The 25,185-nt window shown below is 61.2% G+C and carries 24 protein-coding genes and 2 tRNA genes; 20 read left to right on the plus strand and 6 right to left on the minus strand.

Going from position 1 to position 25,185, the window contains the following annotated elements; all coding sequences use genetic code 11:
* The first annotated feature begins 17 nt into the window (after positions 1-17).
* The 13 genes from C1949_RS08560 to ppnN all read left to right on the plus strand — a co-directional run bounded on the left by C1949_RS08560 (position 18) and on the right by ppnN (position 13,707).
* Complete coding sequence (locus C1949_RS08560; RefSeq protein WP_104738067.1) at positions 18-2,192, plus strand: AsmA family protein; 2,175 nt, start codon at positions 18-20, stop codon at positions 2,190-2,192.
* Positions 2,189-3,247 carry an A/G-specific adenine glycosylase gene (gene mutY, locus C1949_RS08565; RefSeq protein ID WP_104738068.1) on the plus strand — a complete coding sequence of 353 codons (1,059 nt, stop codon included), beginning with the start codon at positions 2,189-2,191 and terminating at the stop codon, positions 3,245-3,247. Before C1949_RS08560 ends, mutY begins: the two co-directional genes overlap by 4 nt.
* Positions 3,248-3,261: 14 nt before the next feature.
* Positions 3,262-3,534 carry an oxidative damage protection protein gene (locus tag C1949_RS08570; RefSeq protein WP_104738069.1) on the plus strand — a complete coding sequence of 91 codons (273 nt, stop codon included), beginning with the start codon at positions 3,262-3,264 and terminating at the stop codon, positions 3,532-3,534.
* Positions 3,535-3,621: 87 nt separating this feature from the next.
* Positions 3,622-3,697, plus strand: a tRNA-Phe gene (locus tag C1949_RS08575).
* 100 nt (positions 3,698-3,797) lie between these two features.
* A complete protein-coding gene (locus C1949_RS19795) occupies positions 3,798-4,031 on the plus strand; it encodes a linear amide C-N hydrolase (protein WP_308421303.1) in 234 nt (77 codons plus the stop codon).
* 420 nt (positions 4,032-4,451) lie between these two features.
* Positions 4,452-5,219 carry an ABC transporter ATP-binding protein gene (locus tag C1949_RS08585; protein WP_104738070.1) on the plus strand — a complete coding sequence of 256 codons (768 nt, stop codon included), beginning with the start codon at positions 4,452-4,454 and terminating at the stop codon, positions 5,217-5,219.
* A gap of 11 nt (positions 5,220-5,230) precedes the next feature.
* A complete protein-coding gene (locus tag C1949_RS08590; RefSeq protein ID WP_104738071.1) occupies positions 5,231-5,980 on the plus strand; it encodes an ABC transporter substrate-binding protein in 750 nt (249 codons plus the stop codon).
* A gap of 42 nt (positions 5,981-6,022) precedes the next feature.
* The gene (locus tag C1949_RS08595) at positions 6,023-6,715 is read left to right on the plus strand and encodes an ABC transporter permease (protein WP_104738072.1); all 693 of its coding nucleotides are present in this window, start codon (positions 6,023-6,025) and stop codon (positions 6,713-6,715) included.
* Positions 6,712-7,416, plus strand: coding sequence for an ABC transporter permease (locus C1949_RS08600; protein ID WP_104738073.1), 705 nt, complete (start codon positions 6,712-6,714; stop codon positions 7,414-7,416). The genes C1949_RS08595 and C1949_RS08600 overlap by 4 nt, the downstream gene beginning before the upstream one ends.
* 10 nt (positions 7,417-7,426) lie before the next feature.
* Entirely contained in the window at positions 7,427-8,632 is a 1,206-nt protein-coding gene (locus C1949_RS08605; RefSeq protein WP_104738074.1) for a methyltransferase, read from the plus strand.
* Between the two features lie 337 nt (positions 8,633-8,969).
* Positions 8,970-9,045: transfer RNA gene (locus C1949_RS08610), tRNA-Thr, on the plus strand.
* 194 nt (positions 9,046-9,239) lie between these two features.
* Positions 9,240-12,116, plus strand: a complete 2,877-nt coding sequence (locus C1949_RS08615; RefSeq protein WP_104738075.1) for a bifunctional diguanylate cyclase/phosphodiesterase — start codon at positions 9,240-9,242, stop codon at positions 12,114-12,116.
* Positions 12,117-12,333: 217 nt separating this feature from the next.
* Entirely contained in the window at positions 12,334-13,707 is a 1,374-nt protein-coding gene (ppnN, locus tag C1949_RS08620; RefSeq protein ID WP_104738076.1) for a nucleotide 5'-monophosphate nucleosidase PpnN, read from the plus strand.
* 42 nt (positions 13,708-13,749) lie between these two features.
* On the opposite strand, the gene rutF is transcribed toward ppnN, so the two are convergent.
* From rutF to rutA, 6 genes are read right to left on the minus strand one after another with little or no spacing between them, the layout of a single operon-like run.
* On the minus strand, positions 13,750-14,262 hold the full coding sequence (rutF, locus tag C1949_RS08625; protein ID WP_104738077.1) for an NADH-dependent FMN reductase RutF: 513 nt from the start codon (positions 14,260-14,262) through the stop codon (positions 13,750-13,752).
* A gap of 11 nt (positions 14,263-14,273) precedes the next feature.
* Positions 14,274-14,864, minus strand: a complete 591-nt coding sequence (locus C1949_RS08630) for a malonic semialdehyde reductase (RefSeq protein WP_104738078.1) — start codon at positions 14,862-14,864, stop codon at positions 14,274-14,276.
* A 12-nt stretch (positions 14,865-14,876) separates the two neighbouring features.
* Positions 14,877-15,680: a pyrimidine utilization protein D gene (gene rutD / locus C1949_RS08635; RefSeq protein WP_104738079.1), complete on the minus strand. Its 804-nt coding sequence runs from the start codon at positions 15,678-15,680 to the stop codon at positions 14,877-14,879.
* A 13-nt stretch (positions 15,681-15,693) separates the two neighbouring features.
* Positions 15,694-16,077 (minus strand): pyrimidine utilization protein C, encoded by a 384-nt coding sequence (rutC, locus tag C1949_RS08640; protein ID WP_104738080.1) that lies wholly within the window; start codon positions 16,075-16,077, stop codon positions 15,694-15,696.
* Positions 16,074-16,826 (minus strand): pyrimidine utilization protein B, encoded by a 753-nt coding sequence (gene rutB, locus C1949_RS08645; protein ID WP_104738081.1) that lies wholly within the window; start codon positions 16,824-16,826, stop codon positions 16,074-16,076. Before rutB ends, rutC begins: the two co-directional genes overlap by 4 nt.
* A complete protein-coding gene (gene rutA, locus C1949_RS08650; protein WP_104738082.1) occupies positions 16,826-17,914 on the minus strand; it encodes a pyrimidine utilization protein A in 1,089 nt (362 codons plus the stop codon). The genes rutB and rutA overlap by 1 nt, the downstream gene beginning before the upstream one ends.
* A gap of 235 nt (positions 17,915-18,149) precedes the next feature.
* Between rutA and rutR the strand changes: the two genes are divergently transcribed.
* From rutR to C1949_RS08685, 7 genes are all read left to right on the plus strand, one after another.
* Positions 18,150-18,878, plus strand: coding sequence for an HTH-type transcriptional regulator RutR (rutR, locus tag C1949_RS08655; RefSeq protein ID WP_104738083.1), 729 nt, complete (start codon positions 18,150-18,152; stop codon positions 18,876-18,878).
* A 242-nt stretch (positions 18,879-19,120) separates the two neighbouring features.
* Positions 19,121-20,128: an isopenicillin N synthase family dioxygenase gene (locus C1949_RS08660; protein WP_104738084.1), complete on the plus strand. Its 1,008-nt coding sequence runs from the start codon at positions 19,121-19,123 to the stop codon at positions 20,126-20,128.
* A 1-nt stretch (position 20,129) separates the two neighbouring features.
* The gene (locus C1949_RS08665) at positions 20,130-20,516 is read left to right on the plus strand and encodes a VOC family protein (RefSeq protein ID WP_088277161.1); all 387 of its coding nucleotides are present in this window, start codon (positions 20,130-20,132) and stop codon (positions 20,514-20,516) included.
* A gap of 33 nt (positions 20,517-20,549) precedes the next feature.
* Entirely contained in the window at positions 20,550-21,641 is a 1,092-nt protein-coding gene (locus C1949_RS08670) for a BMP family ABC transporter substrate-binding protein (protein ID WP_104738085.1), read from the plus strand.
* Positions 21,638-23,155, plus strand: a complete 1,518-nt coding sequence (locus C1949_RS08675; protein WP_104738086.1) for an ABC transporter ATP-binding protein — start codon at positions 21,638-21,640, stop codon at positions 23,153-23,155. Before C1949_RS08670 ends, C1949_RS08675 begins: the two co-directional genes overlap by 4 nt.
* Positions 23,148-24,242, plus strand: a complete 1,095-nt coding sequence (locus C1949_RS08680; protein ID WP_104738087.1) for an ABC transporter permease — start codon at positions 23,148-23,150, stop codon at positions 24,240-24,242. Before C1949_RS08675 ends, C1949_RS08680 begins: the two co-directional genes overlap by 8 nt.
* Positions 24,242-25,171: an ABC transporter permease gene (locus C1949_RS08685; protein WP_104738088.1), complete on the plus strand. Its 930-nt coding sequence runs from the start codon at positions 24,242-24,244 to the stop codon at positions 25,169-25,171. The genes C1949_RS08680 and C1949_RS08685 overlap by 1 nt, the downstream gene beginning before the upstream one ends.
* Positions 25,172-25,185: the final 14 nt, after the last annotated feature.

A 25,185-nucleotide genomic window follows, 5' to 3' on the forward strand; every position in this document is an offset into this window, starting at 1 on the left:
AACGACAAGGAGCAAGTATGAAATCCTTTGCCAAGGTATTGGGGATGGTGCTGGCAGGCATCGTTATTCTGGTGATCGGCGCGCTGTTCTTCCTGACCCGGATGTTTGATCCCAATGACTATAAGGACGATATCCGTCAGGCCGCTCGTGAGCAGGCCAACGTTGAATTGACGCTGGACGGGGATATCGGTTGGTCGTTGTTCCCCTGGCTCGGCATCGAGCTGAAAGATGTGGGCGTGGCTCCGGTGGCAACGCCCGATCAGCCGTTGGCCTCCGTCGGCACCCTGGGTCTTGGGGTGAAGGTGCTGCCGCTGCTGCGCAAGCAGCTGCGCATGAGCGACGTGATCCTCAACGATATCCAGCTGCAGCTGGTGCGGAACGACAAGGGGGTTGGCAACTGGGAAACCGTCGGCCCGCAGGCCAAGCCAGAGAAAGCCGAGGACGGCACCCCGAGTGGGATGGATGCGTCGCCTTCCGATGCCGGTGGCACGTTTGACATCACCGTTGAAAGCGTACGTGTTACCAACGCCAGTGTGCGCTATGAAGACCGCCAGACCGGCCGCACCCTGAGCCTGGACGAAGCCAACTTCACTACTGGCGCGCTGGTGCCCGACGAGCCGTTCGATGTGGCTTTTCAGGGCCTGCTGACCACTGACCAGCCGGCCATGCGGGTGCGCGTTGATCTGTCTTCAGTGGCGACGATGCAGCCCGAGGCGCAGCGCTATCAACTCAGTGCGGTTGACCTCAAGGTCGACGCCAGTGGCGATCCCTTTGGCGGCCGTGCGGTGAACTTCCAGCTGCAGGGCGACGGTATGGTCGATCTGGCCGAACAGGTGGCCGAGTTGGGGCAGCTGCGGTTGTCGCTGGCTGACATGCGCGCCACCGGCCAACTGAAAGTGACCGGACTCAGCAGCGAGCCTCAGCTGAGTGGCCGGCTTGACGTTGCGGCCTTTGATGCCCGTGACCTGCTGCGAGACATCGGCCAGGAGCTGCCGGAGATGGCAGATCCCGGCGCCCTGTCGAGTGTTGCCCTGTCGGCCAACCTCAAGGGTGGTGCCAACAGTCTGATGCTCAACGACCTGCAGTTGGCGCTGGACGGCTTTGCGCTCAACGGCTCGCTGGGTGTCGCGGACTTAGAGCGTCAAGCGCTGCGCTTTGACCTCAGTGGTGACACGCTCAATTTGGATAACTATCTGCCCCCGCGTGAGGCTGGCGAGGCTGACGGTTCAGGTGCCGCCGGCGCTGGTGGCAGCCGCTCGCAGTCGGCCCCAGAGGAGTGGAGTGATGACGCCCTGCTGCCGCTGGATCTGTTGGCACGTCTGGACGTGGACGGCAAGCTGGCGCTGCAGCAAGTCACCCTGACTGGACAGCACATCAAGCCATTCAGTGTGGCGGTCAGGGCGCGCGACGGCCTGGTTCGTCTTACGCAATTTGAAGGCGGCATCTTTGCCGGCAGCTTCTCAGCGACCGGCAGCATTGATACCCGCAAGACCCCGGTCAGCAATACGCTGAAAGCGCAGCTCAAGGGGATTGACTCGGCGGCTGCACAACAGGCCTACGAGGTGCCCCAGCAGGTGCGTGGTCTGATGGATATGAATCTGGAGGTTGCTGCCGGTGGTAACAGCCTGCGTCGCTGGATGAACAGCCTGAACGGCTCGGCTAGTTTCAAGGTGAACGATGGTGCATTGCTGGGCGTCAATCTCGAACAGCAGGTTTGCCGCGCCATTGCGCTGGCCAATCGCAAGTCGTTGAGCGGTGAGCACGGCAGTGAAAATACGCCCTTTGAACAGCTGAGCGGCAGCTTCACCATTCGCAATGGGGTCGTCAGCAACCGTGACCTGATCGCCGATCTGCCGGGACTGGCCGGCAAGGGGCAGGGCGAGATCAATCTGCCGGATCAGCGGATTGATTATCGGCTCGGCTTGCTGCTGGAAGGTGATCGCAGCGAGATGCCGGACGAAGCGTGTCAGGTTAATGAGCGCTACGCCGGTATTGAATGGCCGATTCGCTGTCAGGGCTATCTGCACAACGCCGGCAGCAGCTGTGGCGTGGATACCGATGGGGTTGGCAAGATCGCAGCAAAACTGGTTGGCAACGAAGTGCAGCGCAAACTGGAAGAGCGCATTGACGATTCTCTCGGCGACAAGGCACCGGAACTGCGTGACGCCATCAAGGGGCTGTTTTCACGGTGACACCCGAGGTTTTCGCCCAGCGCGTGCTGGACTGGTATGACGGCCACGGTCGCCACGATCTGCCCTGGCAGCAGGATATGACGCCCTATCGGGTTTGGGTGTCGGAAATCATGCTGCAACAGACACAGGTGGCGACCGTCATTCCCTACTACCTGCGCTTTATGGAAGCGCTGCCCACCGTTGAGGCGCTGGCGGCGGCCGACGAGGATCAGGTGTTGCACCTGTGGACCGGGCTTGGCTACTACAGCCGTGCGCGTAATCTGCACAAGGCCGCCAAACAGGTCGTCAGTGAGCACGGAGGCGCGTTTCCGCGCAGTGTGGAAGGGCTTTGCGCGCTGCCGGGTATCGGTCGCTCGACGGCCGGGGCGGTGGCGTCGCTCAGCATGGGCATCCGTGCGCCGATCCTGGATGGCAACGTCAAGCGAGTGCTGACCCGCTTCGAAGCCGTCGACGGCTGGCCCGGCGAGAAGGCCGTGCATGATCGCCTGTGGCGTATGGCCGAGGCGCTGACGCCCGAAAACAGGGTGGCCCACTACACTCAGGCGATGATGGATCTGGGGGCGACACTGTGTACCCGCAGCAACCCTTCCTGCCTGCTCTGCCCGCTGCGTGATGGCTGCAAGGCGCGGGCGCTGGGGGAGCCGAAACGCTTCCCGGCGTCGAGGCCGCGCAAGGTCTTGCCGGTGCGCAGCTGTGTGATGCCGCTACTGATGAACGAGGAGGGCGCCGTCTGGTTGCAGCGTCGTCCGTCCAGCGGACTCTGGGGTGGGCTCTGGTGTCCGCCTCAGCTCGACGCCGAAGACGAGCTGGCCGACCTGCTCGGCCGTTTGCAGATGGCGGCCCATGAGCGCGAGGCGCTGGCACCGTTGCGGCATACCTTCAGTCACTTCCACCTGGACATTCAGCCTGTGCTGCTACGGGTCTCTGCACGTCCTGTCGTGGCCGAAGCCGGGCAGGTCTGGTATAACCTGCGGCATCCTGAACCGCTGGGTCTGGCGGCGCCCGTGAAGAAATTGCTGCGCCAGATCGAAGCGCGAGTTCCGTCACTGGCCTGAGAGGAGTTTTGTCGATGACACGCATGGTGATGTGCCGAAAGTACAAGAAGGAGCTGCCGGGACTGGACCGTCCGCCTTATCCGGGCCCCAAGGGGCAGGCGGTTTTTGACGAAGTGTCGCGCAAGGCATGGGATGAGTGGCAGAAGCATCAGACCATGCTGATCAACGAGCGTCGTCTGAACATGATGGATCCTGAGGATCGCCGCTTCATTCAGCAGGAAATGGACAAGTTTCTTGCCGGTGAAGACTATGCGCAGGCCGAGGGGTATGTCCCTCCCAGCGAGTAATCTGCCGGTAAGCAGCTGAAAAAGTAGAAAATATTTTTCAGAGTGCTTGACAGGTCGAGGCGCAATCTATTTAATGGCGCCCACGTTGCCCGGGTAGCTCAGTTGGTAGAGCAGGGGATTGAAAATCCCCGTGTCGGCGGTTCGATTCCGTCCCCGGGCACCATCTTTTAAAAAGCTCGCTTCTAGCGAGCTTTTTTTTGCCTGAAATTCCGCCTTCCGTTGTTTCCCTGCAACACGACTGGCGCGGATAGCGCAGCACCGTTATGTTGCCCGGCACCCATCGCGCGGCGGATCGGTTTGCCCGTGCCTCCTTTTACGTCAATGCAATCCCCAAGAGCGCAGATCCTAATCGCGCGATAGCCAGCGTATTTAGCGTGTTGCGCAACGTTTCGGTGCCCTATGGCATCGCCACGGAGAATGAACCGAACATCTCCTCCACGCGGTGGCGTGTCGTCGCAGATCATCAGCCGCGGCTGCACTTTTCGAGTCGACCCTGACGCCAAATACCTTCTGGGTTGACCTCAAACGAGTTGACTTTTCACCTGAGAAAGGTAGTGTGCGCCGCCTTGATCTTGGCAAGGACCAGAACCACACTTATTCCGGCGACGCCGCCGCAGACTTTACAGAGACTGCACCGTTTCGGTTCATGGGGTTGTGATTTGGTTAGCCTGTCTGCTCACCGTAAAGGCTCTGTTTCGGGCATTCTGGGGGCTAGATCAGTGAAGATGGCAAGGCTTTTGCGTGTAAGTGGCTCAATGTGACCAAGAGTATGTTCTTGGTCATGATTAGCAGCTGTGCTAGGTTTGCCATCAGCATGACATTCGGATTACTGCAGACGGAACTGTCGAACGGTGGCGCACCACAAGTGCGGTACCTGTGATACCTGATGGCCAACACAGCCTGGTGGATACTGATACGTGACTTCGCCCGCTCTGGAAGTGCGCAACCTGCACAAACGTTATGGCGACCTTGAGGTTCTCAAGGGCGTTGATCTGGTCGCCCGTGATGGCGACGTCATTTCAATTCTTGGCTCTTCCGGTTCCGGCAAGAGCACGATGCTGCGTTGCATCAACCTGCTGGAAAATCCCCACCAGGGGCAGATTCTGGTTGCTGGCGAAGAGCTCAAGCTCAAGCGCAGCCGCAACGGTGAACTGGTGGCGGCAGACAACAGCCAGATTAACCGGTTGCGCGCCCGCGTCGGCTTCGTATTTCAGAGCTTCAATCTCTGGCCGCACATGAGCATCCTCGACAATATCATCGAGGCGCCGCGTCGTGTGCTGGGACAATCCAAGGCGGAAGCTGTTGAAGCGGCCGAAGCCTTCCTGGAAAAGGTCGGCATTGCGGACAAGCGCCATGCCTTCCCGACACAGCTTTCCGGTGGTCAGCAGCAGCGTGCAGCGATTGCCCGCACGCTGGCCATGCAGCCACGCGTCATCCTGTTCGACGAACCCACCTCCGCCCTCGATCCCGAGATGGTGCAGGAAGTTCTGAACGTGATCCGTGCGCTCGCCGAAGAGGGACGTACTATGCTTCTGGTTACCCACGAGATGGGTTTTGCCAGGCAGGTATCGAGTGAAGTGGTATTTCTGCATCAGGGGCAGGTTGAGGAGATCGGCAACCCGGAGCAGGTATTCGGCAATCCCGTTTCCGAACGTTGCCGACAGTTCATGTCAAGCCATAAGTAAGGAGTCCTTCCATGAAGCAATACAAGAAAGTCTTGCTGGCAGCCGCCACCGCGTTGTTTGTAAGTGCTCCCGCTGTTGCCGAGAGTCTGCGTATCGGTACCGAAGGAGCCTACCCTCCCTTTAACCAGATCGACGCCAGTGGTGAAGTTGTCGGCTTTGACCTGGATATCGCCCACGCCCTGTGCGCGGAGATGAAGGTTGAGTGCACCGTGGTCACCTCTGACTGGGACGGTATTATCCCGGCCCTGAACAACAACAAGTTCGATTTCCTGGTCGCGTCCATGTCGATCACCGACGAGCGCAAGCAGGCGGTAGACTTCACCAACCCCTATTACACCAACAAGCTGCAGTTCGTTGCGCCCAAGTCGTCCGACTTTGCCACCGACGAGGACAGCCTGAAGGGCAAGACCATTGGCGCTCAGCGTGCGACCATCGCCGGTCAGTGGCTGGAAGACAACATGGGTGACGTGGTGGATATTCGCCTGTATGACACCCAGGAGAACGCCTACCTGGACATGAGCGCGGGCCGTATTGACGGTGTGCTGGCTGATAACTTCGTGCAGTACGAGTGGCTGCAGAGCGACGCGGGTGCGGATTTCGAGTTCAAGGGCGACCCGGTGTTCGACAATGACCAGATCGGCATCGCGGTACGCAAGGGCGACCCGCTGCGTGAGCGCCTGAATGCGGCGCTGCAGACTATCGTCGAAAATGGTACCTACGAGACCATCAACGCCAAGTACTTCCCCTTCAGCATCTACTGATGACCAGTCGGGCCCTGCGGGGCCCGAGCTGGATGTAAACTCATGCCTGATCTTCACGGTTTTGGTCCAGCCCTGCTCGAAGGGACCTGGATGACTCTACGTCTGTCGCTGGCCGCACTGGTGTTCGGCCTTCTGTTCGGCTTGCTTGGTGCCTCGGCCAAGGTGTCCGGCAATCCTGTCGCGCGTCTGTGCGGTGGTTTTTACACATCCGTTGTACGTGGCGTACCCGAGACCGTCTGGGTACTCATGATGTATTTCGGCACGGTGTCGGCGATGAATGCCATCGGTGCCTGGTTCGGCAACCCGACGCTGTCTTTGAGCCCCTTTGTTGCGGGCACCTTCGCTCTCGCGTTGTGCTTTGGCGCCTACGCCACCGAGGTGTTTCGTGGCGCGCTGCTGGCCATCCCCAAGGGGCAGAAAGAGGCCGGTCTGGCTTTGGGCATGTCGAGTCTGCGGATATTCTGGCGCATTACCCTGCCGCAGTTGTGGCGTGTTGCGCTGCCCGGGCTCGGTAACCTGTACCTGATCATGCTCAAGGATACCGCGCTGGTCTCGCTGATTACCCTTGAAGAGATCATGCGCAAAGCTCAGACCGCGGCGAACGCGACCAAGGAGCCTTTCACCTTCTATTTGCTGGCCGCGTTGATCTACCTGTTCCTCACGGTCTTTATCATGGCGGCGATGCACTGGTTCGAGCGTCGTGCCAACCGGGGCTTTGTGAGGACTGAGCTATGACCTGGGCCGAACGCTGGGCGCTGATCGAGCGCTTTCTGCCGCAACTCTGGGACGGCACGCTGGTAACCCTGCAGTTGGTCGGGCTGGCGGTGGTCATCGGTCTGTTCTTCGCCATTCCGCTCGGGCTGGCGCGGGCATCGCGGCACTGGTATATCCGCGCGCTGCCGTACAGCTATATCTTCTTCTTCCGTGGTACGCCGCTGCTGCTGCAGCTGTTTCTTGTCTACTACGGCATTTCCCAGTTCGAGGTCGTGCGCAAGAGCTTTCTCTGGCCCTACCTTCGCGAGCCCTACTGGTGTGCGCTGATTACCATGACCATGCATACTTCGGCCTATATCGCCGAGATCCTGCGTGGTGCGATTCAGGCGGTACCGCCGGGTGAGGTCGAGGCGGCGCGGGCGCTGGGCATGTCCCGTCGTCAGGCGCTGCAGTACATCATACTGCCGCGGGCAATCCGCATCGGTCTGCCGGCCTACGGCAACGAAGTGATCCTGATGCTTAAGGCCAGTGCTGTGGTCTACACCATCACCATGATGGATATCATGGGCGTGATCCGCACGATCAACTCCCGCACCTATCAGTACGAGCTGTTCTTCCTGGTGGCCGGGGCCATGTACCTGATCATCACGCTGGTCTTTACCCAGCTGTTCCGGCTGGTCGAGCGCTGGCTCAAGGTCGACGCCAGCCGCGAGCAGCGCTGACCCCGTCTGCGTGGAGTTGCTCGCGCGGTTCACCCGGCTGACGGACTGGCTGCAGCGCCATCAGGTGCTGTGGCGGTCCCGGCCCTTCACCACCCCCGTCCTTGCATGGGAAGCTGATCTGCCCGAGCTGGCTGGTTGGCTGCGCGGCCGTTCGCTGGCCGATGCGGAGTTGGCCCAGTCGCAGCCCGAGCTGCTCTCGGGGGCGCCAGAGCCGTTTGGCCGATTGGCAGCCGAGGCAAGCCCGCTGTGTGCCCTACCGCGCTGGAACGAGTCGCTGTCCGCACCGATTCCCGAGCTGTTGCACCGCCATATTCCCGGTCGCAAGTGGCAACAGATTACCCGTTTTGCCGCGGTGACCGCCGCGCGTCTGCCGACACCGGCCCGACGCTGGGTCGACTGGTGCGCCGGCAAGGGCCATCTGGGCAGGTTACTGGCCTGGCACAGCGGCTGCCCGGTGTGTTGTCTGGAATGGGACGCCGAGTTGAACCGCGCTGGTGCCCTGCTCAGCGAACGGCTGCAGGTCAGTGCCCAGCATCTGGACACCGATGTCATGCAGGGCGCTAATGCCGAACGACTTGAGTGCGATGACACCCTGGTTGCGCTGCACGCCTGCGGCGACCTGCACCGTCAACTGATCGAACAGGTGGTTGCCCGTCAGTGCCACCAGCTGGCACTTTCTCCCTGCTGCTACAACCGCATTGCCGGGGCGGCGCATCAACCGCTATCGCGCGCAGGTCAGGCGGCGGCGCTGCCGCTCAGTCGTGATGAACTGGGGCTAGCGCTGCAGCAGAGCGCCACCGCGGGTGCCCGTGAGTTGCGCCAGCGTGACCGTTCGATGGCCTGGCGTCTGGCCTTCGATCACTGGCAGCGCGAGGGCAGGGGAGTGGATAGCTACCTGCCTACCCCGTCACGTGCGCCCGGCCCGCAGCCGCAAACGCTTGCACACTTCTGCCTTGCCATGGCGGCTTACCACGACCTGCAACTGCCGGCTCCCGCGGACTGGCAGGCGCTGGAAGCGCTGGGCTGGCAGCGGCTGGCCGAAGTGCGCAACCTGGAGCTGGTCGGCGGCCTGTTTCGTCGTCCGCTGGAGCTGTGGCTGGTGCTGGAGCGGGCGCTTTACCTGCAGGAGGCGGGATATCGGGTTCAGCTTGGCGAATTCTGCGAGCCGTCGCTCACGCCACGCAATCTGCTGTTGTTGGCTCAACGGGATAACTGACAGGCCATCACCAGTCTGTGAACCGCTTGCGCACAGACTTATCCACAGCTTGTGCGTATCTGTGGTTATCCACGCCTTCTGTGTATAACTGTGTTGATGACACTGTAGTAACCACCCCAAAGCGAGAAAGCATGCGGCTTTGCGGGGTCAGGTCAAATGTTGATCAGTTGTCTTTGATGCATGAAAACAAGGGCTTGCATAGCCTTTATGAAGTGCTGGTCGAAAAGTCATGCACAAGTAGACCAACGGTATGAGCAGGAAAAAAACCAAGATAATCAGTGCCTGGGTGTTGCTACTCTCTTTACACAGAAATCTGGCGATATATAATGCACCCCGCGCCGGTATAGCTCAGCTGGTAGAGCAACTGACTTGTAATCAGTAGGTCCCGAGTTCGACTCTTGGTGCCGGCACCAAAACACAAAAAAAGGCTTGCGAGAAATCGCAGGCCTTTTTTGTTTTCCGAACGGCTGTTGCAAAAACGGCCCGGCTCGACGAGACCCTCCGGTGCGGTCAGACGTGCCGTCTTCCCGCAGTGAATAGTCAGCTCACCGAATGCCGCTGAGACGTGTAAGTCCTGCTGCAGCATCTGTATACCCGGAGTGTTTGAATGGACCCTGATGGTGATCCAAAGTGGCGATACGCCGTGCTCGCTTGCCTGGTTTCGGCTGCGTTGATGGTGGTTGCCCTGGCGCTTCCCCGGGTGCCGTTGTTTGTCGCGCGGCCGCAGGATTATCTGTCAGTTCATCTGTTGCTAGAGCTGGTTGCAGTGGTTGTGTCGGTGATGGTGATAACCATCGCCTGGGGTTCGTTGGGTAAGCGCGACCTGCCACGTGCCAATGTCCTGATTTTTGGCTTCACCCTGGTGGCGGGAACCGATCTGGCGCATGCTCTGGTTTACGCTGGCATGCCATCACTGATTGTGGATGGCAGTATCGAGCTGTCTATCTTTTTCTGGCTGGCAGGGCGCAGTGCCGAGGCGCTATCGCTGCTCCTGGTTGCCGCGGGCGCGCGCTTCGCTGGCACCCCGGTGCGCTGGCTGACGGCTGCGGTGCTGTTGTTCGCGGGTTTGCTGCTAACCGGTGTATATGCCTTGCCGCATCTGCCGGATACCTATGTGCCGGGGCTTGGAGTTACATCATTCAAGGCTCGAATTGAATATGTTCTGAGCGCGGCCAACCTGTTGCTAGCCGGTTGGTTTTTCACCCGTTATCGACGCGAGAGCAATTCGCGTTTTCTTTGGCTTGGTTTGGCGAGCTTTGTCATGGGGGTGGGCGAGCTGGCGTTTACCAACTATGTCGAGCCGTCCGACGCTATTAGTCTGCTTGGCCATATCTACAAGGTGGTCGGTTACTCCTGTATCTACCGCGCTGCCTTTATTGTCGCGGTGCACGACCCCTACGCCCTGCTCAGCCGGTCCAGCGAGCGGACGCGGGCCAAGGAGCAAGAGCTGAACCGGTTGATGCAAAGCCTACCGGTTGGTGTGGTCCGGCTGGATAAGCGCCTGGGAGTGCGTTACAGCAATCCGGCTTTTGACCGCAGCTTGTTGCGCGCGACCTCCTGTGTCGATGGCATGCCCCTTGAGCGGCTGATCGACAGCGCCAGCTATCGACAGTTGCTGCCGTTACTGCAGCAGGCGCTGAATGGTGAGCGTGGCCAGCTGGATGGAGGCTATTGCACGCCGCAAGGCGAGCAGCGACATGGCCATGCGGTCGTGGTGCCCGACGGTGAGGGGGTCATGGCGATCTTTACCGATACCACTGTGCGTGAGCAGAGCCTGCGCAAACTCGAGCTGTCGATGCGCGAGAATAGCGATATCCGGCTGGCGCTTGATGCTCACGCGATTGTTGCCTTTACCGACGCGCGCGGCGTGATCACCAAGGTCAACGACAAGTTTTGTGCGATCTCCCAATATGCGCGCGATGAGCTGATCGGGCAAACCCACAGCCTGCTCAACTCGGGCACTCATCCGCGGGCGTTCTTCGCCGAGCTTTGGCGCACCATCGCGCATGGCGAGGTTTGGAATGGTGAGGTCTGTAATCGGGCGAAGGATGGCTCGCTCTACTGGGTGCAGACCACCATCGTACCCTTTGTCGGTGACAACGGTTTACCGGAGCAGTACATCGCGATTCGTGCCGACATCACCAAGCGCAAGCAGGCAGAGGCGCAGGCGTTGCATATTGCCTTGCATGATGAGCTGACGGGATTGCCCAATCGTCGACTGTTGACCGAGCGTCTGCTGCAGGCGACCCGCAAGGCTGTGCGCAGCGGTAGTTATGGTGCGGTGTTGATGATTGATCTGGATAACTTCAAGGAGGTCAACGATACCCTTGGCCATGCCCAAGGCGACGCGCTGCTGTGTCAGGTCGCTGGCCGGTTACAGCAGATGGTGCACGATGTTGATACCGTGGCCCGGCTGGGCGGCGACGAGTTTGTACTGCTGCTCGAAGATCTGGGCTGTGATCTGGAGCAGGTCATTGCGCGGGTTGTCGTTCGAGCGGAACAGCTTCGTCAGCGGCTCGGTGAGCCCTGCCTGCTCTCCAACCTGCAACTATCGGTGTCGCCGAGTATCGGAGTGACGCTGTTCACGCTGAACGACGATCAGGCTGAGGAGCTGGTCAAGCAGGCTGACATGGCAATGTACCGAGCCAAGGACGCTGGACGTGATCAGGTCTGCTTCTTTGATCCGGCGATGCAGACCGAGGTGCTCGAGCGGGCGATGCTGCTGCGCGATCTGCGCCAGGCGTTGGATAACGATGAGTTCTGTCTGTTCTACCAGCCGGTAGTGGATGGGCAGCAGCGGATATTGGGTGTCGAGGCTCTTATCCGCTGGCAACACCCACAGCTGGGCATGGTGTCACCTGCCACCTTTATCCCTCTGGCCGAAGACTGCGGACTGATTCTGTCGATTGGACAGTGGGTACTGAAAACAGCCTGTCTTCAACTTGCCAGCTGGGCGCAGGACCCGGAACGGGCTGACTGGCATATCGCAGTCAATGTCAGTGCCCGGCAACTGAACCAGGATGACTTTGTCGATCAGGTGGCTGCGATCATCGATAGCACCGGTGCCTGTGCGGCCAGATTACGCATGGAGTTGACCGAGAGCATGTTGCAGGAAAACCTGCCGCGCACTATCAGCAAGATGAGGATTCTACGGCAGATGGGTATTCGCTTTTCGCTGGATGACTTTGGAACCGGATACTCCTCGTTCAGTTATCTGCAGCGCCTGCCGATGGATCAGTTGAAGATCGACAAGTCGTTCATCGACCATGTACTGACCGACGCCAACGACGCAGCGATCGCCGGCACTATCGTTGCGCTGGGCCGCACCCTAGGTCTGGGAGTCGTGGCCGAGGGCGTGGAAACGGTCGAGCAGATGCGTTTTCTGGTCGACAGCGGCTGCCAGGTATTTCAGGGCTACCTGTTTGGCCGTCCTGTGGAAGCCGCTGCGCTGGGCCGCAGTCGCCAGGTGTTGGCAGCCAGCTGAGGGGGCGGCCAGTGGTAGACGGTGTTGCGGATGCTATTGCGCGAGTCAGGGGGCGGCGCATTGCTTTGCTTCGCCCGGTTCCTCGAGCGTTATTTCAACGGCGATTGCCAAGGTAGCCTGCCGGGGTCGAGAATGAAGTTGCCGTTGCGGCCCAGGAGGTCGTATCTATTGTTACGCCGACGATGATGACCGTCGGCGTCCGCCAAGGAAGCCTTGCATGACGCAAACCAGAGTAATCAATGCATCAGTCAGCCCGAAAGGCAGCCTGGAAACGCTCTCCCAACGTGAGGTGCAGCAGCTCAGTGAAGTCGGCTCCGGCGGGCTGCATCAGCTGTTCCGGCAGTGTGCACTGGCGATTCTCAACACCGGCGCGCGGGTCGATAACGCCAAGACCATTCTTGAGGCTTACGCCGATTTTGAAGTGCAGATTCACCAGCAGGATCGTGGCGTCCGGCTGGAGCTGATCAACGCGCCGGCCGATGCTTTTGTCGATGGTGAGATGATTGCCAGCACCCGGGAAATGCTGTTCAGTGCGCTGCGCGACATCGTCTACACCGAAAGCGAGTTGGGTGGTCAGCGCGTGGATTTGGACAGCTCCGCCGGGATCACTGATTACGTCTTCCATCTACTGCGCAACGCCCGCACCCTGCGCCCCGGGCTGGAGCCGAAGATGGTGGTGTGCTGGGGCGGGCACTCGATCAGCATCGAGGAATACAAGTACACCAAGAAGGTGGGCCACGAACTGGGCCTGCGCAATTTGGACATCTGTACCGGTTGCGGGCCGGGGGTGATGAAAGGTCCGATGAAGGGCGCGACCATTGCCCATGCCAAGCAGCGCGTCCTCGAGGGACGCTATCTCGGCATCACCGAGCCCGGTATCATCGCCGCCGAAGCGCCAAACCCGATCGTCAACGAACTGGTCATCATGCCCGACATCGAGAAGCGCCTGGAGGCCTTCGTGCGGGTGGGCCACGGCATCATCATCTTCCCGGGCGGTGCCGGCACGGCGGAGGAGTTTCTTTACCTGCTGGGCATCCTGATGCACCCGGACAACCGTGATTTGCCGTTCCCGGTCATCCTCACCGGCCCGCGCAGTGCCGAGGCCTATCTGCAGCAACTGCATGCCTTTGTCGGTGAAACCCTCGGTGCGCAGGCGCAGCAGCACTACCGCATCATCATTGACGACCCGACCGAGGTCGCGCGCTGCATGGCCGCCGGTCTCAAAGAGGTGGAGCGGTTCCGGCGCGAGCGCAACGACGCCTTCCACTTCAACTGGCTGCTGCACATTGAGGAAAGTTTCCAGCGTCCATTCGATCCGACCCACGCCAACATGGAGGCGCTGCAGCTCACGCTGGATGTGCCGCCGCACGAACTGGCAGCGAATCTGCGCCGGGCGTTTTCCGGGATCGTTGCGGGCAACGTCAAGGACAAGGGTATTCGTCTGATCGAGGAGCACGGGCCGTACCGCATTCACGGCGACCCGCGCATCATGCAGCCGCTGGATGCGCTGCTGCAGGCCTTTGTCGATCAGCACCGGATGAAGCTGCCCGGCGGTGCCGACTACGAGCCGTGTTACCGCGTGGTCAGCTGAAGCAGGAGGTGCCTCGCCGTTAATGCGGCGAGGCACCCGGTGTCAGACCGGCTGACAATAGCGACGCTGGAAATACACCAGGCCGTCGCCGCTGTCGCGTTGGCGGATCGCCAGAATCTCGCAGATCAGAACGTCGTGGCTGCCGGCCGAGACCCGGTTGCTGATGCGGCAATCGAAGTTGATCAGCGCGTCGTCCAGCATCGGCGCACCGCTGATGTCGGTGCTCCAGTCGGCGCTGGCGAAGCGTTCATCCATCGCCGTTTTGCCGCCGAACAGGTTGGACAGCGCCTGCTGATCGCAGGTCAGCGTGTTCACGCACAGATGGTCGTTGGTCTGAAAGATGTCGTACACCGATGCGCTGCGGTTGAGGCAGACCAGCAGGCTTGGCGGCTCGTCCGACACGCTGCACACGGCGGTGGCGGTGAAGCCGGCGCGGCCGGCAGGGCCATCGGTGGTGACCACGTTGACGGCTGACGCCAGCACCGACATGGCGTTGCGGAAGGCGTCCTTGGTGACCGGGGCGGGCATGGGTTCCACTATCTTGGCTGCGAGCATGATGGGCTCCTTCAGGTGAGAATGCAGGCCTTGGAATAGGCCAGACGCGGCAAACGGTCGAACACCTTGCTGCTGTCGCCGTAGCCGAGGTTGATCAACAGATTGGACTTCCAGTGGCTGTCGCTGAAAAACGCGGCGTCCAGCGCCTTGGCGTCAAAGCCGGACATCGGCCCGGTATCCAGCCCCAGGCTGCGGGCGGCCATGATGAAGTAGGCGGCCTGCATCGAGCTGTTGCGAAAGGCGGTTTCGTAAATCATCTCCGGGCTGCCGGTGAACCAGCTGCGTGCGTCCGCATGCGGGAACAGCTCGGGCAGGGCGTCGTAGAAGCGCGAGTCAAAGGCGACGATCACGGTGACCGGCGCGCTCATGGTCTTCTCCAGATTGCCGGATGACAGGCACGGCTTGAGCAGCTCCTTGCCCTGGCGGGTGCGCACAAATACAAAGCGTGCCGGGCTGCAGTTGGCCGACGTCGGGCCCATCTTGGTCAGGTTGTAGATGGTTTCCAGCAGGCTGTCGGGCACCGGCTGGTCGAGCCAGCCGTTGTGGCTGCGGGCCTCGGTGAACAGCTGTGCCAAGGCGGTTTGATCTAATGGTTCGTACATGGTTGCCCTCACTCAGGCGGCGTATTCGGTGTCGTGAATGACGCTGGCAAGAAAGCGCTTGAGCGTCGTATTGATGGTGTCCGGGCAGGTCACGCTGGAGGCGTGGCCGCCATAGTCAAAGCATTCCAGGCGGGCGTTCGGCAGTTGCTCGGCAAGCTCTCGCGAGCACTGCCAGGGCACCAGCATGTCGTCGCGGTTGGCGATCAGCAGCGTTGGCTGACGGACCCCGGCCAGCGCCTGTGCGTCCGGCGCAAACGCCTGCAGAGCGGCAATGCGGCGCAGCAGGTTGTCGGTCGGCGGAAAGCCCGCCACGTGCCTGCGGTCGTCGATTTGCAACTGCTCGATGTTGGCGGCAATCCAGTCCGGCGGGTAGAGAAACAGCGCCTGCGCCTCGACATAGGCAGCCGGCCCGCTGCCGGCCAGCAATTGCTTGCGTACCGAGAAACAGCGCGCGGTATGCGGGCTTACCCGCGACCAGGCGTTCATCAGCGTCAGGCTACGCAGCCCCGGTGCCTGCTGGATGGCCAGCGCCAGCCCGACCAGACCGCCGAGGGCGTGACCGATTAGGTGATAGTCGCCGATGCCGTGGCTGGCGAGCAGCGTGCGCAACTCGCTGGCCATGGCGTCGATACTGTAGTCGGCGGGTAGCGTGGCGGGGCTCTTGCCAGTGCCGAGCTGGTCGTACAGCACGACGCGGTAGTCGCTGGTCAGTGCGTCCAGTTGCGGCATCCAGAAGTGCGCCGCGCCACCGAGCCCCGAGCTGCATACCAGCGTCGGGGCGTCGGCATCACGCCGGCCGTGGATTTCGATATGCATCACGGCCGCGGCCTCAGCCGACGTGGGCAATGCTGGCGATTTCGATCAGCGCGTCCGGTTTTACCAGACCGCACTGGATGCAGTAACGCGCCGGCTTTTCGCCCGGGAAGTACTCGGCGTAGACGGTGTTGATGGCGGCATAATCGCTCCAGTCGCGCAGCATGATCATGTTGAAGGTGACGTCATCCATGGTGCCGCCGGCTTCCTCGACCACACCCTTGATGGTTTCCAGCACGTGACGGGTTTGCGCTGCCGCATCGCCAACGTGCACCACGTTGTTGTCCTTGTCGAAGGGCAGGGTGCCGGAAACATACACAATGCCATCGGCCATCGAGCCCGGAACGTAGGGGGCCAGCGGTTTGCCGGTGCCGGCGGGGAGTACGGTTTGCTTGCTCATGCAGTTGCTCCTTGAGTAACGGGCTTGGTCAGGGCATTACAGAAGTCGTCGACGGTGCTGACCCAGCCAAAGAAGGTTTCGATGTTGTACAGCGAGGCCTGCTGGACGAATTCCGGGCCGGCCTGATGGGTGGCGTCGGCCAGTACCACGCCGAAGTATTCGAGGAAGAAGCCGTCGCGCAGGGTGGATTCCACGCAGACGTTGGTGGCGATGCCGGTAAACACCAGATTGCGGATGCCGCGGGCGCGCAGCAGACTGTCGAAGGCGGTGTTGAAGAAGCCGCTGTAGCGCGGTTTCGGCACCACAAGGTCGCCCGGTTGCGGTTGCAGGGCGTCGACCAGATCGTAGTCCCAGGTGCCCTTGGCCAGCAGCTTGCCCTGCAGCTCCGGGTTCTTGCGCATGGTTTTCAGCGCGTTGGACTTGTGCCAGTTCGGCGAGCCGGGGCCGCCGGCTTCGGCGTACTCGCTGTCCCAGCCGTTCTGGAAGAAGATGACCTGCACGCCAGCGGCGCGGGCCGCTTCGATGGCGCGGGCGATCTGCTCGATCACCGGCCCGGTGCTGGAGACATCAAAACCCGCCAGATCCAGATAGCCGCCCTTGGTCGAGTAGGCGTTCTGCATGTCGACCACGATCAGTGCGGTCTCGCCGCTGTTGATCGCCAGCGACTCGGGGCGCGCGGGCAGAATCACATCGGTCGGGTTGTTGCGTACCGGTGCATGACCGACAACAGGTTTGGTCAGGCTGTTCATCACGCAGTCTCCAGCATCTCGTCAACGTGTTGGCGGCTCTTCATCAGCGGCTGGATCTTGCTACCGAAGTCTTCGATGCCCTTGATGAAGTCGTCGAAGGTCAGCATCACGCCGCTGTTGCCGGGCACGGTGGCGACTTCGTCGAGCATGCGCGCAACGTTTTCATAGGAGCCCACCAGAGTGCCCATGTTGATGTTCACGGCGGAGGTCGGATCGGCCATCTGGCGGATGTTGGTGTCACCCTTGGACTTGGTGTCGGCGGCGCCCTGTTCGCCCAGCCACGCGATGGCTTCGTGGTCGGCGCCGTCCTTGTAGTGCTCCCAGCGGGCGCGGGCGGCTTCGTCGGTTTCATCGGCGATGATCATGAACAGCGCGCAGGAGGTGACGTCGCGTCCGCTTTCTGCGGTGGCCTTGACCAGTCGTTCGACGGTCGGCGCGAAGGCAGTTGGCGTGTTGACGCCCTTGCCGAAGCAGAAGTTGTAGTCGGCGTACTTGGCGGTGAAGGCCATGCCGGCCTCGCTCTGCCCGGCGCAGATGACCTTCATGTCGGCCTGGGGTTTCGGGCTGACGCGGCAGTCGTCCATCTGGAAGTGTTCGCCCTTGAAGTCGCTGCGACCGGTGGTCCACAGGTCGCGCAGCACGGTGGCGTACTCACCGAGATAGTCGTAGCGGTTGGCAAAGAACTCATCACCCGGCCAAAGGCCCATCTGGCTGTATTCCGGCTTCTGCCAGCCGGTCACCAGGTTGACGCCGAAGCGGCCGTTGGAGATCGAATCGATGGTAGAGGCCATGCGCGCGACGATCGCTGGCGGCAGGGTCAGGGTGGCGGCGGTGGCGAACAGCTGGATGCGTTCGGTCACGGCGGCCAAGCCGGCCATCAGGGTGAAAGACTCGAGGTTGTGTTCCCAGAATTCGGTCTCGCCGCCAAAGCCGCGCAGCTTGATCATCGACAGTGCGAATTCGAAGCCATAGTGCTCGGCGCGTTGCACGATGGCCTTGTTCAGATCAAAGGTCGGCATGTACTGCGGCGCGTTCTTGGAGATCAGCCAGCCGTTGTTACCGATCGGGATGAAGATACCTACATTCATTGGATTGCACTCCGTGGTCCATTTGTTCAGAAGGTCGGCGTATACGGCCGGCCGCTGAACTGGAAAAAGCACAATCCAGGCCATGTTTTTTTTATTGATTTAAATCAATGGTTTGTGTGGTTTGATTGGTTTAAGTTAGACCATTTAGTCCGAATTAGAGCACTTGGTTTGTGCATGCAACTCTGTTTTGGGGCCCATTTTGGGGCTTGAGTTGGACTGTGTTACCAAGGGTAGAATGCGACCACCAAGGATTAAGGCTGCCCCTCCAGTGAGCAAACAAATACAGCGTCCCGCAACACCTGCAAAGAAGCCCAAGGCGCGCAGCCGGGTGCCCAGCGAGGCGACGCTGAACCGCCGCAAGCGGCTGATGGAGACCAAGCGCAGCGCTATCATGGAGGCGGCGCTGGATGTGTTCTCGCGCTATGGACTGCACGGCACCAGTCTTGATCAGGTTGCCAGTCAGGCCGATGTATCCAAGACCAACCTGCTGTATTACTTTGCTTCCAAAGAAGATCTGTACATCAATGTGCTGCGTCAGTTGATGGATGTCTGGCTGAGCCCGCTCAAGGCGTTCAGCGTCGAGCAGGACCCGGCCGAGGCGATTGGCGATTACCTGCGCGTGAAGCTGGAACTGTCACGTGATCATCCGGCTGAGTCCCGGCTGTTCTGTCTGGAGGTCATTCAGGGGGCACCGCTGTTGTTGGGCGAGTTGCAGGGCTCGTTGCGTGATATCGTCGAATCCAAGGTCAGCGTCATCAATGCCTGGATCGAGGCCGGTAAGCTGGCACCGGTCGAGCCGCATCATCTGATCTTTTCACTCTGGGCCATGACCCAGCACTACGCCGACTTTCGTACCCAGGTTGAGGCCGTCTCTGGTCGTACCTTGGAAGACCCGGCCTTCTTTGCCGAGACGCTGACCAATCTCAAGGCATTGGTGTTGCAGGGCGTCTGTCCGCGTTCTTGATGTAGATCAATATCTCCGCCCCTTTTTTGGGCTAAACGCACAAACCGAGTGCTCTAGATCAGACCGTTTGTTCCAAAATAAGCGGTCGGTTTTCATTATCTATCTGTTTTTTAAGAAAAAACACTTTTTGGCATAGTTGCTGCAAACGTCTCCGCTGATTGGAAAATGGCGCGTTGAATACTTCTCGCGTCGCTTCTTCTGCTCAGTGCTCTCGCTGAGCTCCATTTGGAGGAAACGGTTGTATGACGCTTCAATACGTTCCCATTATCGACCTTGGCCCCTATTTCGGCGGGACTGCCGAGGGTAAAGCTGAGGTGGCCAAAGCGGTCAACCAGGCCTGTCGCGACATCGGCTTTCTGGTGATTACCGAGCACCAGATTCCCAAGGAATTGATCGAGCGGGTCTATGCCTTGACTTCACAGTTCTTTGATCTGCCGATGGCCGAAAAGCGCAAGGCGGACCGTCCGCGTCCGGACATGGTCCGCGGTTACAGCGCGGTTGCCGAAGAAAGCCTGTCCTACTCGATGGAAGAGGCGGCGCCGGGCGATCTCAAGGAATCCTTCTCGATCGGCCCGACCGATGTACCGGCCGAGCCCTACTACTCCGAAGCCATGGCCGGCCCGCACTTCGCGCCGAATGTCTGGCCCGCTGACCTGCCCGGATTTCAACAGGCCTATGCCGAGTATTTCGAGGCCATGGGCGATCTGGCCCGCACGCTGATGCGCATCTTCGCGCTGGCGCTGGAACTGCCGGAAACCTTCTTCGATGACAAGATCGACAAGCACATCAGCATGTTCCGCAGCCTGCGTTATCCGCACCTGAAAGAGGGTATCGAGGAAGGCCAGCTGCGCGCCGGTGCGCACACCGATTACGGCAGCCTGACCATCGTCAAACCCGACGGCGCGCAGGGTGGTCTGCAGGTCTGCAACCGCGACGGTGAGTGGGTCGATGTGCCTTATGTGGAAGACGGCTTCGTGGTCAACATCGGTGACCTGATGATGCAGTGGACCAACGACCAGTGGATCTCGACCTTGCACCGGGTGATCAATCCGCCGGAAGACGCTGCCGGTGATCAGCAGCGCCAGTCGCTGGTGTTCTTCCATCAGCCCAACTACGACGTGATGGTCGAATGCCTGCCAAGCTGCCTGGCCGAGGGCGAGACGCCGCGGTATGCACCGGTCAGCTCCGGCGATCACCTTAAGTCCAAGTTCGTCCGTCAGACGACCTTCGGCGGCAGCAAGGTGGCCTGATATGAGCAAACTCTCCTACGTCAACGTATTCGCCCGCGACATCGAAGCGCTCAGCGGGTTCTACCAGCGGGTGTTCGACTTTCCGGAAGTGGAGGCGATTCGCTCGCCGATCTTTGTCGGTTTGGATGCGGGCACCTGCTGCATCGGCTTCAACGCGCCGGATGCCTATGAGCTGCTGCATCTGGCCGAGCACTCCGACACCCGCGGTTGCAAGTTTCTGCTCAACATCGACGTCGACAGCCCCGCCGAGGTCGACCGCATGGTGCCGATCGCCGTCGAGGCGGGCGCCACCCTGATCAAGCCGCCGTATACCACCTATTACAACTGGTATCAGGCGGTGCTGATGGATCCGGAAGGCAACGTGTTCCGGATCAACCACATGATGTAGTCACACCACCTGATCGCAAGAAGGACTTTGGCAATGAAAAAACTGATTGCGGGCGCCGTATGCGCCCTGGCCGCCTGCGGCCTGCCGACCCTGGCTGCTGCCGAGGAAGGCGGATTTACCCTGACCGGCCCGGCGAAGATCGCCATGCTCTACATCAGCCCGCGCAACGACGGTGGCTGGACCCAGGCGTTCGACGAGGCGCGTCAGCGTCTGGAAGGCGAGATCGGCCAGAAGATTCAGTACGTGGAAAGCGTGCCGGAAACCGCCTCGGCGATCAAACCGACCGTTGAACGGCTGATTCAGCGTGGCGCTAACATCATCATCGGTACCGCCTTCGGTTACTCCGACACCTTCAAGGAGCTGGCCGACAAGTACCCGGAAGTGGCCTTCCTGAATGGCTCCGGCACCACCAATTCGCACAACCTGGAATCCTTCTACGGTCGCACCTACGAGAGCCAGTACCTGTGCGGCATGGCGGCGGGCGCCGCTTCTGAAACCGGCAAGCTGGGCTTCGTTGCCGCCAACCCCTTCGGTCAGGTGAACTGGACCGTCAACGCCTTCGCCATGGGCGCCCAGCAGATGAATCCGGATGCTACCGTCACCGTGATCTACACCGGCGCCTGGAACGACCCGGTCAAGGAGCGCGCGGCAGCCACCGCACTGATCGACCAGGGCGCTGACGTCATCGGCCAGCACGTGGATAGCCCGACCCCGCAGATCGTTGCCCAGGAGCGCGGCGTCTATGGCACCGGCCACCACCGTGATATGAGCGAGTTCGCCCCCGAAGCCACCGTCTGTTCCTCGGTCTGGGTCTGGGATCGCTTCCTGGCACCGGAGCTGAAGAAAATCATGGCCGGCAACTGGGTACCGGCTGAACACGGTGCGCTGCTGTCGATGGAGCAGGGCGGTACCGACGTCTCCTGCTGCGGCAAGGGTATCGACGAGGAAGAGAAAGCCAAGATCATGGCCGCCCGTGAGGAGCTGCTGAATGGCGAGAAACTGATCTACGCCGGCCCGATCTCCGACCGTGACGGCAACGTCAAAGCGGCGGAAGGTGAAGCGCTGTCCGACGGTGAACTCTGGTCCATGGACTGGTTCGTCAAGGGAGTGATTACCCAGCAATGAGTAACCCGAACGCGATCCGGCTGGACAGCGTAAGCAAGTCGTTTGACGGCTTCAAGGCGCTGTCCGAAGCCTCCTTCACCGCACGCTGGGGCGAAGTGCATGCCCTGCTGGGCGAGAACGGAGCGGGCAAGTCGTCCCTGATGAACATCGCCGCAGGGCTGTATGCGCCGGAAACCGGATCGCTGTTCATCGACGACAACCCGGTTCGTCTGAAGGGGCCGCTCGATGCCGCAGCACAGGGCATCGGCATGGTGCACCAGCATTTCAAGCTGGTGAAACCCTTCACCGTGGCAGAAAACATTCTGCTCGGTCTTCGTCACCTGCAGGCCGGCACGTACCGGCAGCGGCTGGCGCAGACCGCCGAGCAGATCACCGCCATGGCTGCCAGCCTGGGGTTCAGCATCGAACCCCACGCGCGGGTGGATCAACTGTCGGTGGCCGAGCAGCAACGGGTCGAGATTCTCAAGGTGCTGCTGGCTGGCGCCCGCATTCTGATTCTCGATGAACCCACCGCGGTACTGACCGATGCGGAAGCAGAAAACCTGCTGACCACGGTCCAGAATTTCGCGCATCAGGAAGGTGCTGCCGTCATCCTGGTGACCCACAAAATGAATGATGTCATGCGCTACGCCGATCAGGTGACGGTGATGCGCACAGGCTCAACGGTTGCCAGCCTCAAGCCGCAGACCGTGTCGGTCGGTGAACTGGTCAAATTGACCGTTGGCGATGCGCCGACTCCACCGCAGATTCCATCCAGCCGAGACGCGGGCGAGGTCAAGCTGGCGGTGCGTGATCTACGCTCCAGCAGCGACGCGCCGGTGCTGCGCGGCGTCAATCTTGAGCTGCGCGCTGGCGAGATTTACGGCATCGCCGGGGTTGGTGGCAATGGTCAGAGTGAACTGGCCGGCGCGCTGATGGGCCTGCCCGAGCCGGTGTCCGGCGAGATGGAACTGGTCGGTGAAGGTGATCTCAACAGCCTCAGTGCGGCCCGTCGCCGCGAGCTGGGCATCGCCTGCATCCCGGCCGACCGCTACAGCTCGGCGCTCGCCGCACCGCTGTCGATCAGCGACAACTTTGCCATGGGCGATGTGCACAGCGGTCGCTACGGGCCGTTCTGGTTCCTGCGCCGCAAGCGCATCGAAGCCGACACCGCCGCCGCGGTCGCCGAGTTTGATGTGCAGGGTGTGCGCTCGCTGCAACAGAAGGCGGCGCTGCTGTCTGGCGGCAACGCGCAGAAGCTGGTGATTGCCCGCGAATTCGCCCGTGCCCCGCAACTGGTCATCGTCCACAGCCCCAGTCGCGGGCTGGATGTGCGCGCCACCCTGGCGGTGCACGAGCGGCTGCGCAGCGCGCGTGATGCCGGCGCTGCCGTGCTGCTGATCAGCGAAGACCTCGACGAAGTGATGGCGCTGGCAGACCGCATTGGCGTGATGTCGGCAGGACGTATCATCGGCGAGTTTGCCCAACCGGCAGACCGCCAGGCAATCGGGCAGGCCATGGTGAATCATGTTTGATACAACGAATTTTCAACCGCTGCTGGCGCGCCGCTACACCCTAGAAGTACGCCAGCAGATGGCCTGGTACTGGCAGGCGCTGGTCATCGCGCTGGCGCTGCTGGTCGGGATGCTGATTTCGGCAGCCATTCTGGTCGCCGCCGGGGTGCCGGCCGCTGAGCTGCTCAACGAGTTTGTCATCCTCACGCTGTTCGACAGCCAGAGTCTGCGTGCGGTGCTGTTTCAGGCCGCACCGCTGATCATGGTCGGTCTGGCCGGCTGTCTGGCCTTCCGCGCGCGCTTCTGGAACCTGGGCCTCGAGGGTCAGATGATCTGGGGCGCGATTGGCGCAACCGCGATCTCGCTGTTCGAGATCGGGCCGCCATCGCTGCGCCTGCCGCTGATGATGGTGTGCGCCATGGCCTGCGGCCTGCTCTGGGCGCTGGCGCCGGTGCTGCTCAAGCTGCACCTGAAGGTCAACGAGATCATCTCCACGCTGATGCTCAACTACATTGCGATCAACTTCCTGCTGCATCTGGTCTACGGCAGCTGGAAGGACCCGCGTGATTCGTTCCCCTATTCGCCGCAGTACAAGGTGTTCGAGCGTCTGCCCGAGCTGTTCGATGGCGTCAGTCTGGCGGTCGTGCTGGCGCTGGTGGTCGCACTGTTCGTGCTCTGGTTCACCGGCATTTCACGCGCTGGCCTGTACCTGCGCTTTGTCGACAGTAGCCCGGGTGTGGCGCGGGCGGTCGGTGTGCCGGTCAAGCGGGTGATCCTCGGGACCGTGCTGCTATCCGGTGCGCTGGCAGGTCTGGCCGGGCTGATGATTACCGCTGGACAGGAAGGGCGGCTGACACACTCGTTCTACGCCGGGTACGGTTTCTCCGGAATTCTGATTGCCTTCCTGGCGCGCAATCAACCGATTGCCGCGACCGTGGTGGCGGTGCTGGTGGCCACGCTGTTTGTCGCCGGGCGCAGCCTGCAGGTGTTCTATCAGATCCCGTTCTCGATGGTGCAGTTGATCCAGGCGATTCTGGTGATCTGCGTGGCGTCGTCCGAGTTCTTTATCCGTCACCGTATTCGCCGCATTCAGGGAGGGCAGGTCTGATGGACATGATTGCAAGCTGGATCGGCAACATTCCCGACTTTGCCGTGCCCTTTGCGCTGGCGGCGCTCGGGTTGATCGTCATAGAGCGCTCCGGGGTGCTGGCACTGGGCGCCGAAGGCTTGATGCTGGTCGGTGCGCTGGCGGGTATCGGGGCGTCGCTGATGACCGGTGGCGCGACTGTCTGGGCGCTGATTCTGGCCATGTGCGCGGCCGGATTTGTCTCGCTGCTGTTTGCCCTGATGGTGCTGGTGATGCGCATCAATCAGGTGATCGCCGGTCTTGCGCTGGTGTTCTTCTGTCAGGGCCTGACCGGGTTGCTTGGCACCCTGCTGGACTGGACCAACAAGCCGGTCGCCGGGCTACACGCGGTATCGCTCTGGCCGTTCTCGGAGCTGCCGGTAGTGGGCAAGCTGTTTGTGCAGAACCCGCTGGTATTTGTTACGCCGCTGGTCTTCGTCGTGGTGGTTCTGGTGCTCAATCGCAGCGTGCTCGGCCTGCGCCTGCGCGCGGTCGGTGAGAACCCGCAGGCCGCCGATGCCGCCGGTATTCCGGTGCTGGGCTATCGCTGCGCGGCCATCGTCGCTGGCTCCATGCTGATCGGTCTGGCCGGTGCCTATATCTCGGTGCTGAGCACCAAGATGTGGATCGCCGACATGGTCGGCGGGCGCGGCTGGATTGCCGTGGCGCTGGTGATTTTCGCCCGCTGGTCGCCGTGGAAGGCGCTGGCCGGTGCCGTGCTGTTTGGCTGTATCGAGGCGCTGATTCCGCAGATGGCCGCCTCCGGTATTCGTCTGCCGCAGTACTTCGTATTTATGACCCCCTACGCCGTCACCCTCGGGGTGATGATCTGGGTAGCCCTGGCCAGCCGCGATAGCAGCAGCCAGCCCGGGGCGTTGGGAGAACCCTTTATTCGAGAAGAACGCCGCTAGCGGCCCTGAAAGCT

It is taken from the genome of Halopseudomonas oceani, assembly GCF_002903165.1.
Lineage (GTDB): Bacteria > Pseudomonadota > Gammaproteobacteria > Pseudomonadales > Pseudomonadaceae > Halopseudomonas > Halopseudomonas oceani.

Coding starts and splice junctions, on each gene's coding strand:
- C1949_RS08570 (WP_104738069.1), top strand. CDS start 3,262: ATGACACGCATGGTGATGTGCCGAAAGTACAAGAAGGAGCTGCCGGGA.
- rutA (WP_104738082.1), bottom strand. CDS start 17,914: ATGAATGTAGGTATCTTCATCCCGATCGGTAACAACGGCTGGCTGATC.
- C1949_RS08670 (WP_104738085.1), top strand. CDS start 20,550: ATGAAAAAACTGATTGCGGGCGCCGTATGCGCCCTGGCCGCCTGCGGC.
- C1949_RS08665 (WP_088277161.1), top strand. CDS start 20,130: ATGAGCAAACTCTCCTACGTCAACGTATTCGCCCGCGACATCGAAGCG.
- ppnN (WP_104738076.1), top strand. CDS start 12,334: ATGACGCAAACCAGAGTAATCAATGCATCAGTCAGCCCGAAAGGCAGC.
- C1949_RS19795 (WP_308421303.1), top strand. CDS start 3,798: ATGTTGCCCGGCACCCATCGCGCGGCGGATCGGTTTGCCCGTGCCTCC.
- C1949_RS08630 (WP_104738078.1), bottom strand. CDS start 14,864: ATGTACGAACCATTAGATCAAACCGCCTTGGCACAGCTGTTCACCGAG.
- C1949_RS08595 (WP_104738072.1), top strand. CDS start 6,023: ATGCCTGATCTTCACGGTTTTGGTCCAGCCCTGCTCGAAGGGACCTGG.
- C1949_RS08660 (WP_104738084.1), top strand. CDS start 19,121: ATGACGCTTCAATACGTTCCCATTATCGACCTTGGCCCCTATTTCGGC.
- C1949_RS08675 (WP_104738086.1), top strand. CDS start 21,638: ATGAGTAACCCGAACGCGATCCGGCTGGACAGCGTAAGCAAGTCGTTT.
- C1949_RS08600 (WP_104738073.1), top strand. CDS start 6,712: ATGACCTGGGCCGAACGCTGGGCGCTGATCGAGCGCTTTCTGCCGCAA.
- C1949_RS08560 (WP_104738067.1), top strand. CDS start 18: ATGAAATCCTTTGCCAAGGTATTGGGGATGGTGCTGGCAGGCATCGTT.
- rutD (WP_104738079.1), bottom strand. CDS start 15,680: ATGCATATCGAAATCCACGGCCGGCGTGATGCCGACGCCCCGACGCTG.
- rutB (WP_104738081.1), bottom strand. CDS start 16,826: ATGAACAGCCTGACCAAACCTGTTGTCGGTCATGCACCGGTACGCAAC.
- C1949_RS08615 (WP_104738075.1), top strand. CDS start 9,240: ATGGACCCTGATGGTGATCCAAAGTGGCGATACGCCGTGCTCGCTTGC.
- rutF (WP_104738077.1), bottom strand. CDS start 14,262: ATGCTCGCAGCCAAGATAGTGGAACCCATGCCCGCCCCGGTCACCAAG.
- rutC (WP_104738080.1), bottom strand. CDS start 16,077: ATGAGCAAGCAAACCGTACTCCCCGCCGGCACCGGCAAACCGCTGGCC.
- C1949_RS08680 (WP_104738087.1), top strand. CDS start 23,148: ATGTTTGATACAACGAATTTTCAACCGCTGCTGGCGCGCCGCTACACC.
- rutR (WP_104738083.1), top strand. CDS start 18,150: ATGCGACCACCAAGGATTAAGGCTGCCCCTCCAGTGAGCAAACAAATA.
- C1949_RS08685 (WP_104738088.1), top strand. CDS start 24,242: ATGGACATGATTGCAAGCTGGATCGGCAACATTCCCGACTTTGCCGTG.
- C1949_RS08590 (WP_104738071.1), top strand. CDS start 5,231: ATGAAGCAATACAAGAAAGTCTTGCTGGCAGCCGCCACCGCGTTGTTT.